Here is a 10,972-nt window from a genome sequence, read left to right on the forward strand (position 1 = left end):
TGGCGAAAAAGCGTCATAGTCCTTTGGATTGTGTTTAAAATGAGCACACTCGTCGTTGTAATCCTCATCAATAGTTCCGCTATTGATTTCGGCTTACGCCTAGCTTGTGCTCATTTTAAACGACAATTCAAAATATAAACAAAGATCAACAGACCCTAATCCAAGCGGTGTAACAACGATTCGATCTGTTTTAAACCGTTCAAACGGGTGGCGCTCAAGCGCTGTGCAATACCGCATTGTTGCAACAAAGCGCTGATGTCAAGCTGCCGAATTTGTTCTAATTTTAGCGCTTGCAGCGCACTCAACAGCAGATAAAGCAAGCCGTTCATAATGCGTGCTTCACTGTAGGCGGCAAAGTGATAACCGTCAGGGTGCTTCACTGCCGCAAACCGCACTTCTGCTTCACAGCCTTGAATCAAAGGCATTTGCTCCCATTCGCTGCGTTCAATCTCTGGCAATTTTTTACCGAGCTGAATCAACAGCCGATAGCGATCTTCCCAACTTGGCAAGCCACTAAATTGTTCGACGAGATCGGAGTAATTTTGCATATTATTCTCTTAAAAGTGTCAAAGTGCGGTCTAGCGCAGCGAAGAAAGCCTCTACATCAGCCGATGTATTATAAGGGGCAAAGGAAAGGCGTAAGGTGCTTTTTTGTCCTAGCCGAGCTAAATACGGCTGGGCGCAATGTTCGCCAGCGCGCAGGGCAATGTCTTGTTCACTCAGCAGGGTGCTTAAATCAGAAACGGCGATATCATCAAATACAAAGCAGACAATCGAACTCGGTTGTGGCGAGTTGAATAAGTGCACGTGATCATAGCGTTGCAACCGCACTTTAGTCTGTTCGGCAAGCGCCACCGCATAGGCTTCGGCCTGCTGAAGATCATATTGACCTAACCAATTCAGCACTGCGCCAAAACCAATCACTGCGGCGATATTCGGCGTGCCGGCTTCCAAGCGATAGGGCAGAGGATTAAAGCTGATCTGCTGTTTGCTGACCCGATCCACCATTTTGCCGCCATATAGCAACGGTGTCAGTTTTTCCAGCGACTCAGGCTTGCCGCTCAGCACCCCCAGGCCGTTTGGGCCGTAAAGTTTGTGTGCCGAAAACACATAAAAATCGGCATCAAGCGCTTGAATATCCAATTTGAGATGGGCGACCGCCTGCGCACAATCCAGCAAAATCAATGCCTGTGGTGCATTTTGGCGCACAATGTTGATCAGCTCGGCAATCGGTTGTTCGGTGCCGGTAACGTTGGAAACCATGTTGAAAGCGACAATCTTGCTGCGTGGCGACAGTGCTTGGCGCAACACCGCACTTTCAATCTGCCATTGATCATTGATTGGCAGAATAATCAATTTTGCCGAACATTGTTGTGCCAGCATTGACCAGGTCACAAAATTGGCGTGATGATCGGCTTCGCTGATCACGATCTCATCACCGGGTTCGAGCCAATGCGCCAACCCGTGTGCAACGCTATTGATCGCTTGCGTGGCACCGGAAGTCCAAATAACAGCCGCTGGTGACGGCGCATTGATCAACTCAGCGACGAGGTTGCGTGCCTGTTCGTAAAGTGCGGTCTGCTCGGCATCGTACTGACTGCGGTGCACCGAACCCGCACTTTGATAAAAATCAAGCGTGCTGTCAATCAGCACCTGCGGTTTCAACGCTGTCGCCGCCGAATCCAGATAAACTGAGGTTGCGGAGCTTTGCAGATAAGGGAAGGCTTGGCGGAATAGCGCCGGGTTGAAATCGGATTCTAATCTAAACATAACGCTGCCATCATTGAAAAAAGAGCTCACATTATAAACTCAACGCTGTGCCTTGCGCCACAGATACGGCTCTTGCGGATTATTATCCTGCCATAGACCCAATTTTTTCCATTTTGCCCGTTGTTGCGCCTGTGGGTAGCGGGGATCTTTTTTATAAAAACGGTATGCCCAAGCCCAACCGTTTTCTATCATCAGTAAATTAATATCACGCTGTTGTGCGTCGTATACCCGTGCTAAACGGCGTGCAAATTTATCAATCCCCTCAATTTGTAGGTCTACTTTCTGTTGTAGAATCAATGCAGCCAGAAACTGTTTGGATTTTGCTGAATAAGGTTGTCCGTTTTCGGGAGCATCGATACCCAGCAACCGCACTTTGATGCGTTTATTATTACCGCTCAGGCAAGTGAAACTGTCGCCATCGCTGATGTGAATCACCCGACATTGAATCGTAGAGCGGGAGTTGCCGTCATTGGGCTTGGCGTAAGCGACTGTTGTAAAAAGTAACAAAAATGAAAACAAAAAGAAAAAACGTGTTATCGACACTTTAAAACCTTATCTATTGCGCCCAAAAAAGGCAAAATTCGGTGACATTGATCACAATTTGAGAGAGAATTATTGCACATCATTCCGTTATCGCAAACGTTATCTCAAGTAAAAATGAAACAAAACATCATAAATCTGCTGCGTTCGCTAACCATTTTATATGCCATTTTGTATCTGGGTATTTTCCTGCAATATCTGATTCCAATCGGTGTGCCGGGCAGTATCTGGGGCTTGTTGATTCTGTTTCTGTGTTTAACCTCGCAATTGATTAAAGTCGAGTGGATCGCCTTTGGTTCCAGCCTGCTGATTCGCTATATGGCGCTGCTGTTTGTACCGGTCAGTGTCGGAATTATCAAATATGCCGATCTGTTGCTTGCGAATGCCAAGCAGTTGCTGATTCCGAATATCATCAGCACGATGCTGAGTCTGGTGGTGATCGGTTTGATGGCAGACTATCTGTTCGAACGGCACAGTATCCGCAAATTACGCCGAAAAATCGAAAGAAAACGGATTAAGCAGCGACGTGAAGCTGAGATGAAGTAAGGCATAAGCAGGAGATATTTAAATGATGGCAGTTTACCTCTACTCTGTGTTAACGATTTTGGCGTTTATGGCAGCGATCTGTATCAGCAAACGCTGGAAGTCGATTGTGTTTAACTCGTTTGTATTGACCATTCTATTATTGATTGGGGTCTTACTGTTGGCAGATATTCCTTATGATCAGTATATACAGGGCAATGCGCCGCTCAACAACTTATTGGGACCGGCGATCGTGGCGTTGGCACTGCCGCTTTATGAGCAGTTACGCCAAATCAGCAGCCGTTGGCGCAGCATTTTGCTGATCACGCTGACGGCATCAGTCTTGTCGATGTTAAGCGGCGCGTTGTTGGCGCTGTTATTAGGCGGCAATGCGGAGATAGTGGCGACAATTTTACCGAAATCGATCAGCACGCCAATTGCGATGGCGGTGGCAGAAACCATCGGTGGTGTGCCGTCTGTGGCTGCGGTCGGTGTGGTGTTGGCTGGATTGCAAGGCTCGATTTTGGGTTATCTATTGCTGAAAAAAATCGGTTTGAAGCATCCCGAAGCCATCGGTTTGTCGATCGGCGCAGTTTCCCACGCACTAGGTACGGCCCGCACTTTAGAAATTGATAAACAAGCCGGCATTTACAGCTCAATTTCGTTAGTTTTATGCGGCATCATCAGTTCGGTGTTAGCACCGTTGATCTTTCGTTTAGTCTTGTTGCTGGTATAACCCGTATTTGGTCTTCGCTATTTCGCCTCGCGGCGACCAACTTTCTTTGCTTGTGCAAAGAAAGTTGGCAAAGAAAGCACACCCTATTGAACTGCTGATCTTCGCTCAGTGTGAATTTGCTTAACGGAAAATTTTTAATTCGCCCGCATTGCGGGCAGACTTGCTACGCTCAAACAGAAAAATTTCCCTACAAATTTCACACCCGCTCAGGCAGTTCATAAGGGAATCTGAAAAACACAGCGCAGAGTACGGGGTTTTAAACCGCACTTTATACTTTACATTTTGGTGGTTAAATGAAAGTGCAGTGTGTTTGGTGTTTATTCCCCATTTGTAGTGCCTGAACGTTTGCATGAAGATTTCAAGCTCAATTTGTCGTGTTTGAGCGAAGCGAGTTTGCAAATTGAGCGTAGAAATTAGCAAAGGTGAAGAACAGCACTACAATTGGAGGGTATTTTTTTTGCTTACTTTTTGGTACAAGCACAAAAGCTATAGCTTTAAAGATAAAAGAGAATAAAGTAAATACACTGTTTATTTATACAGTTATTTAATTTATAATTGCAGTATCATTTCTTATTTTTGCTTCCGTTATGCTGGCGATATCATCGAATAAAGCGAATTTTGAACGTAAAATTATCCATATTGATATGGACTGCTTTTTTGCGGCGGTTGAAATTCGTGAGCAGCCGAGCTTAGCAGGCAAGCCGGTGGCGGTCGGCGGTGCGGCGGACAGCCGTGGTGTGCTTTCTACCTGTAATTATGAAGCTCGTCAATATGGCTTGCACAGTGCGATGCCAAGCGCACTTGCATTAAAAAAATGCCCGAATCTGATATTGTTGCGTGGCAACATGGCGTTGTATAAACAGGTCTCAGAGCAGGTGCAGGCTATTTTTCGGCGTTATACCACAATAATCGAACCGCTATCTTTAGATGAAGCCTATCTGGACGTGACCGATTGCACCGCCTGTAACGGCTCGGCAACTTGGATTGCTGCTGAAATTCGACGTGCTATTTTTACTGAGCTGCAATTAACTGCCTCAGCCGGCGTTGCGCCATTGAAGTTTTTGGCAAAAATTGCCTCCGAAATCAATAAACCCAACGGACAATTTGTACTGCCCCCTGAGCAGGTTGATCAATTTGTACTCGAATTGGCATTGAAAAAAATTCCGGGTGTTGGTCCGGTCACGGCTCAAAAATTGTCTGCAATGGGTTTGACGACCTGTGCTGATGTTCGCCAATTAAAACAGCATATTTTGCTCGATCAATTTGGCAAATTGGGGCAACGGATTTGGCAATTCAGCCATGCAATTGATGAAAGAGCGGTGCAATCAGAACGGGAGCGTAAGTCCGTAGGGGTTGAAGTTACCCTGTCACAAGATATTTGGCAAGTAGCACAGGCGGAAGATATTTTACAGTCGCTGTATCAAAAACTGATTGTGCGTTTGCAGCGGGCAGATCCGGATACCCCATTGAGCCAATATCGAAAAATCGGGGTGAAACTGAAATTTAACGATTTTCAAACTACCACCTTGGAGAGTAGTGGTTATTGTTTAAACCTTAACGCTTTCCGGCAATTGTTGCAGCAAATTTGGCAGCGGGCAAACGGCAGAAGCATACGCTTGATCGGCTTGAATGTGGCATTGTTGGCTAAAAATAATCCACAACAGCTCAGTTTATGGTGATTTGATTCAAATTATGACAAAAAAATAACATTTAGGATTTACTAAAAATCGGTTTATGTTATAAACAATGGCAATTTTAACACGGAGAGTGTCATGATGAGCATGAAGATTAATTTAAGCAAAAAACAAGCTGATGAAGTATGGGGAAAAAAAGCGTTATTGAGTTTTGATAACGGAGTAGCAAAAGTGCATTTCGGTGGTGATGATCCGCTCGGCAAGATTCAGCGGGCGGCACGTAAATTACGCACCCAAGGAATTGATGATGTCGAACTGGAGGGTAAACATTGGACGTTGCCGACCTGTTGGGCGTTTTACCAAGGTTTTTATAGTGCCAAACAGGATTTTGCGATTGAATTCCCGTCTGATTTGAGTGACGCCGATCAACAGCAACTATTCCGCTTGATCGAGTGTGGCGATTTTGTACGCGAGTTGATTAACTTGCCGTCGGATGAAATCACGCCACAAGCATTGGCACATCGTGCCGCCGACTTTATTTTGCAACAGGCACAGCATGCCGAAGTGGAAAAAGCGGTGTCGTATCATATTATCGCCCGTGAAGAGCTGAAAGAGCGTGGTTATCACGGTATTTGGACGGTCGGCAAAGGCTCAGCCAATTTGCCGGCGATGTTGCAGTTGGATTTTAATCCGAGCGGCAATCCGGATGAGCCGGTGATGGCTTGTCTGGTGGGCAAGGGGATCACTTTTGATACCGGTGGTTACAGCTTGAAACCAAGCAGTTCGATGGATTCAATGCGTTCTGATATGGGCGGCGCAGCGTTGCTAACCGGCGCATTGGGATTAGCAATTGCCTGTGGTTTGAATCAGCGAGTTAAATTATATCTGTGCTGTGCTGAAAATATGGTCAGCAGCCGTGCATTTAAGTTGGGCGATATTATTGAATATCGCAACGGCGTTACCGTTGAAGTGTTGAACACCGATGCCGAAGGGCGCTTGGTGTTGGCAGACGGTTTGATCGAAGCGGATGCGCAAGATCCTCAGTTTATCATTGATTGCGCCACCTTGACCGGTGCAGCGAAAATGGCAGTCGGCAATGACTACCATTCGGTGTTGTCGATGGACGATAAATTGGTGAAAGCGCTGTTCAAGGCGGCAAAAGAGGAGAGCGAACCTTTCTGGCGCCTGCCGTTCGAGCCTTTCCACCGCAGCCAAGTCAGTTCGTCATTTGCGGACATTTGCAATACCGCATCGGTTCCTGCCGGAACTGGCGCTGGGGCGAGTACCGCTACCGCATTTCTGTCGTATTTTGTAAAATCATATCAAACCAACTGGCTGCATATTGACTGTTCCGCGACTTTCCGAAAATCTGCCAGTCCGCTGTGGGCAACGGGAGCAACCGGTATTGGTGTCAACAGCTTAGCGAATCTATTATTGAGCTATGGTGACTAACTGGTGATTAAGGTTGGACTTAAGATTAGATTGTTCGGGTAATGCTGTCCGATCAGTAAAATCGGCAGACAACTAACACGCTATATAAATTTGAACGGAATAGAACATCCCTGATAGAACAACCCTAAAGTGCGGTCAGACCGCACTTTACCTTAACCCAAAGGAGCTTCTATGCAACAAACACTTTCGATTATCAAACCTGATGCAGTCAAACAAAATCTGATTGGCGCAATTTTTTCCCGTTTTGAGAGCGCTCGTTTTACCATTGTCGCCAGCAAAATGTTGCACCTGAACCAAGAGCAGGCAGCGGGATTTTATGCAGAACATAAAGGCAAACCGTTCTATGACAAACTGGTGGAATTTATGACTTCCGGACCGGTGGTGGTTTCGGTTTTGCAAGGTGAAAATGTGATCAAACTGCACCGTGAGCTTATCGGCGCAACCGATCCGCAAACTGCGGTTGCAGGCACGCTTCGCTTTGATTATGCCACCAACAAAAGCATCAATGCGGTGCATGGCTCAGATTCGGAGGCGTCGGCTAAACGTGAAATCGAATATTTTTTCAGTGAGAGTGAAATTTTCCCACGTTCGTAATTGCCAGTAGAGAATAATATGTTAACCCGTTGCCCCGAATGCCGTCATAAAGTCAGTGACAGCGCCAAAAGTTGCCCGTCTTGTGGCTTTTCGTTTGATCCGCAAGACTTGGAGCGCTATAAACAACAGCTGGAACGCTTACGCGAGCATAAAAAAGAAGTGAACCGAAAAAGTGCAAAATTACAGTTGATTTGGTTACTGATTTTTGTGGTGTTTATTGCTGTTGCGACTTGGGTGACTAGCTGAACAAACAACAAAAACGTTGGTGATAAATTTGAAAAATAGGGAAGTTGGGCTGTTTAAGTGATTTCCCGAATTAATCGAGAAAACGTAAAATGGCTGGCAGGCTTTTTCACGTTTTCTCGACAATTTTGAGCTGTTAGCCATGATTTCATCTGAAATTGGGATTAGCATTTTTCCTAAACACTATTTTTTCCATACAATATGATATTCAGGGTTTTCTTGATCGTGTGAAATCAGTACTTTGGCGAAAATATCGTCCATTTCATCGTTGTCATTCACCAGTCCGACCCAGACTTCGGCATAGGCTTGCGGATCAATTAATACGCCGATCTCTTCGTCCCAATTGTCTGCCGTTTCCACCATTTCCACGGCGCCTCGCTCTTCAAATTGCAAGTTAAACAGCAAAATATCAGCAGGGTCGAGATTTTCTTCTGCCATCTCCAGAAAAATATCGTAAGCAATATCAATGGCATTGTCGGGATCTAATTGATGCGGCATAGCAAATTCCTTGTTGTTCTTAAAAAGTAAAAGCAGTCATTGTAATGTATGGTTAGCAAAGTGCGGTTAGCATATCGCTTTCAGTTGCTAAAACCAACTGTTTTAACTTTAATAAAAAAAAGGGCTGATAAAAAACCAGCCCTTTGTGTGAAGATAAGACAAGGATTAACCGGTATTACGCATACCGGCAGCAATGCCGGTGATGGTGATCATCAATGCTTGATTCAAGTGAGAATCTTGCTGCTCTTCAGGCTGTTGGCGCAGGCGGTGTAACAATTCGACCTGCAACAAGTTCAACGGATCGGTATAAACATTACGCAGCGCAATCGATTGTGCCACCCAAGGCAGATCGTCCATCAACTGGTCTTTATGCGACAGTTTCAGGAGTGTTTTGATATCGGCTTGCAGCTGTTGGCGTAAGGTTTTGCCTAATTCCCAAAGGCTTGGCTCGACTAAACGCTGATCGTAATATTCCGCCAGCCATAAATCGGTTTTACTGAATACCATCTCCAACATACCGATTCGAGTGGAGAAAAACGGCCAACTTTGGCACATTTCTTCCACTACCGCACTTTTGCCATTATTCAGCAAGGTTTGAATCGCAGCCCCGGCACCGAGCCATGCCGGCAGCATCAAGCGGTTTTGCATCCAAGCAAAAATCCACGGGATTGCACGCAAACTTTCTACGCCACCTTTTGGATTACGTTTTGCCGGACGAGACCCCAATGGCAAACGAGAAAGCTCTTGTTCCGGCGTAGCAGAACGGAAGTATGGCACAAAATCCGGCTGTTCGCGCACAATACCACGGTAAATATCACAAGAGATATCGGACAGTTCGTCCATAATATCGCGCCACATGGCTTCCGGCTCCGGCGGTGGTAACAGATTGGCTTCCAAAATGGCACTGGCATAAAGTTCTAAACTGTTGACCGCCACTTGTGGTAATCCCAGTTTAAAACGGATCATCTCGCCTTGTTCGGTGACACGCAAGCCGTTCTTCAAGGATTTCGGTGGCTGAGACAGCAGTGCTGCATGCGCCGGCGCACCACCACGGCCGATGGTGCCGCCACGTCCGTGGAACAAGGTCAGCTCAATATGTAGTTTTTCGCATAAGTTAACTAAGGCTTCTTGCGCACGATATTGCGCCCATGACGCCGCCATCATACCGGCATCTTTGGCAGAGTCAGAATAACCGATCATCACCATCTGCTTGTTGTTGATAAAACCGCGATACCAACCGACATTAAACAGCTCTTGCATCACAGCTTCGGCATTATCTAAATCTTCGAGTGTTTCAAACAGCGGTACCACCGGAATATGCTTGCTGCAACCGGCTTCTTTCAACAACAAATGCACCGCCAACACATCAGAGGCCGATTTTGCCATCGAGATGACATAAGCGGAAATCACGCCTTCATTTTGCTCAGCAACTACCCGGCAAGTGTCCAGAATCTCTTTGGTCTCTTCGCTTGGTGACCATTCGAGCGGAATCAATGGCCGACGTGAATTCAGTTCACGAATCAAGAAAGCTTGCTTGTCTGCTTCATTCCACTGTGCATAGTCGCCCAAACCGATATAACGGGTCACTTCGGCAATTGCCATTGCATGACGGGTGCTTTCTTGGCGAATATCCAGTTGTGACAGGGTAACGCCAAAGCAGCGGATACGGCGTAATGTATCGAGCAGTAAGCCGTTAGCGATAATCCGCATACCGCACTTGGACAGTGACGTGTAGCAATCAAACAGCGGTTGCCACAGTTGCTCATTTTTAGTAATGATTTGTTCAGTCGTGGTGCGCGGCTGTCTGTCTGCTAATAGATCATTATAATGGTTTTGGGTCAATTTCAGCTTGGCACGCAGCCCTTTGACAATGTAGCGATAAGGTTCTTGATGTTCGCCGTATGTTACTTTGAATTCGTCGGTAGCCTCCACCATAGAAAGCTCATCAGACAGCAATTTAATGTCTTCTAAAAACAGTTCGGCAGCTTTGGCTCGCGCTAAATTCAACACACGACGAGTGACGACACTGGTGACAAACGGATTGCCGTCGCGATCACCGCCCATCCAAGAGGAGAATTTGACCGGCGTGAATTCCACCGGCAAGCTGAAATTCAAATGTTCTTCGGCGCTGTCGTTGAGTTGGCGTAAGAAGGTCGGCACCGCCGTCCACAGGCTGTTCTCAATCACCGAGTAGCCCCATTTTGCTTCTTCAAATGGGGTCGGGCGTTGGGTGCGGATTTCGTTGGTATGCCAGGCTTCAGCAATCAGTTGCAACAAGCGGCGCTCAATGGCGGTACGTTCTTTTACCGTTAAATCTGAATGTTCTAAATTGCTGAGACATTTGTTGATTTCAACGTGTTTATGCGTTAAAGAGCGGCGGGTGACTTCGGTAGGATGTGCGGTCAACACCAGTTCAATCAATAAATTATCCAGCGAAGCAAGGATAGCCTCCGGTTTGGCTTTTTGGGTTTTTAATTTATCAAACAAATGACCGATAGAACGCTGGCTCGCATTTAAATCATCATGATGGCGTGAAATGGTTTGGTATTGCTCGGCAATATTGGTTAAATTCAGGAAGTGGCTGAAGGCTCGGGCAACCGGAATGATGTTGTCATTGGAGATGGTCGCCAGTGTATCCAGCAGTGCTTGACGGGCTTGATCGTCTCCGGCACGGGAATTACGCGAAAGTACTCGAATATTTTCAATCAAATCAAGAATATCACTGCCTTGCGCATCGCTGATCGTTTCGCCTAGAAAACGCCCTAGCATACTGATGTTATTCCGCATTTCACTATATTGCTGAATCATACTTTTGTCCTTGTATATTGCGTTGTGTAAATGGTTAATTTTAAAAACTGTGATAGATATAACAAAAAACAGGAAAGCGGGTCAACTGAAATTAAGATATATTTGATAAATTTAGCAAAATACTGATGAATTTTTAATAGAAAGTAAAATTTACTGAGGATGAATGGATAAAATT

At 45.9% G+C, this 10,972-nt stretch carries 11 protein-coding genes; 6 read left to right on the forward strand and 5 right to left on the reverse strand.

What is annotated here, in order from left to right; genetic code table 11:
• Window positions 1-155 precede the first annotated feature (155 nt).
• From FHQ30_RS07445 to FHQ30_RS07455, 3 genes are read right to left on the reverse strand one after another with little or no spacing between them, the layout of a single operon-like run.
• Window positions 156-548, reverse strand: a complete 393-nt coding sequence (locus FHQ30_RS07445) for a SufE family protein (protein WP_139612010.1) — start codon at window positions 546-548, stop codon at window positions 156-158.
• Window position 549: 1 nt separating this feature from the next.
• Window positions 550-1,770 (reverse strand): aminotransferase class V-fold PLP-dependent enzyme, encoded by a 1,221-nt coding sequence (locus FHQ30_RS07450; protein WP_139612009.1) that lies wholly within the window; start codon window positions 1,768-1,770, stop codon window positions 550-552.
• 39 nt (window positions 1,771-1,809) lie between these two features.
• A complete protein-coding gene (locus FHQ30_RS07455) occupies window positions 1,810-2,313 on the reverse strand; it encodes a thermonuclease family protein (RefSeq protein WP_139612008.1) in 504 nt (167 codons plus the stop codon).
• Window positions 2,314-2,427: 114 nt separating this feature from the next.
• On the opposite strand from FHQ30_RS07455, the gene FHQ30_RS07460 reads away from it, so the two are divergent.
• The 6 genes from FHQ30_RS07460 (at window position 2,428) to FHQ30_RS07485 (ending at window position 7,494) form a co-directional block, all read left to right on the forward strand.
• Window positions 2,428-2,856, forward strand: coding sequence for a CidA/LrgA family protein (locus tag FHQ30_RS07460; RefSeq protein WP_139612007.1), 429 nt, complete (start codon window positions 2,428-2,430; stop codon window positions 2,854-2,856).
• Between the two features lie 22 nt (window positions 2,857-2,878).
• Window positions 2,879-3,568 (forward strand): CidB/LrgB family autolysis modulator, encoded by a 690-nt coding sequence (locus tag FHQ30_RS07465; protein WP_442805701.1) that lies wholly within the window; start codon window positions 2,879-2,881, stop codon window positions 3,566-3,568.
• 587 nt (window positions 3,569-4,155) lie between these two features.
• Window positions 4,156-5,247: a DNA polymerase IV gene (dinB, locus tag FHQ30_RS07470; protein ID WP_139612006.1), complete on the forward strand. Its 1,092-nt coding sequence runs from the start codon at window positions 4,156-4,158 to the stop codon at window positions 5,245-5,247.
• Between the two features lie 102 nt (window positions 5,248-5,349).
• Complete coding sequence (gene pepB / locus FHQ30_RS07475; protein ID WP_176552674.1) at window positions 5,350-6,654, forward strand: aminopeptidase PepB; 1,305 nt, start codon at window positions 5,350-5,352, stop codon at window positions 6,652-6,654.
• A 171-nt stretch (window positions 6,655-6,825) separates the two neighbouring features.
• Complete coding sequence (gene ndk / locus FHQ30_RS07480) at window positions 6,826-7,248, forward strand: nucleoside-diphosphate kinase (protein ID WP_139612005.1); 423 nt, start codon at window positions 6,826-6,828, stop codon at window positions 7,246-7,248.
• A gap of 18 nt (window positions 7,249-7,266) precedes the next feature.
• Window positions 7,267-7,494: a zinc ribbon domain-containing protein gene (locus FHQ30_RS07485; protein WP_139609875.1), complete on the forward strand. Its 228-nt coding sequence runs from the start codon at window positions 7,267-7,269 to the stop codon at window positions 7,492-7,494.
• 180 nt (window positions 7,495-7,674) lie between these two features.
• Here the strand turns inward: FHQ30_RS07485 and FHQ30_RS07490 are convergent, their stop codons facing one another.
• Both FHQ30_RS07490 and ppc read right to left on the reverse strand, forming a co-directional pair.
• Window positions 7,675-7,989 (reverse strand): HI1450 family dsDNA-mimic protein, encoded by a 315-nt coding sequence (locus FHQ30_RS07490; RefSeq protein WP_139612004.1) that lies wholly within the window; start codon window positions 7,987-7,989, stop codon window positions 7,675-7,677.
• 165 nt (window positions 7,990-8,154) lie between these two features.
• Window positions 8,155-10,797, reverse strand: a complete 2,643-nt coding sequence (gene ppc, locus FHQ30_RS07495; RefSeq protein ID WP_139612003.1) for a phosphoenolpyruvate carboxylase — start codon at window positions 10,795-10,797, stop codon at window positions 8,155-8,157.
• Window positions 10,798-10,972: the final 175 nt, after the last annotated feature.

Origin of the sequence: Testudinibacter sp. 'clade 2' (assembly GCF_006227735.1) — a bacterium.
Classification (GTDB): domain Bacteria; phylum Pseudomonadota; class Gammaproteobacteria; order Enterobacterales; family Pasteurellaceae; genus Chelonobacter.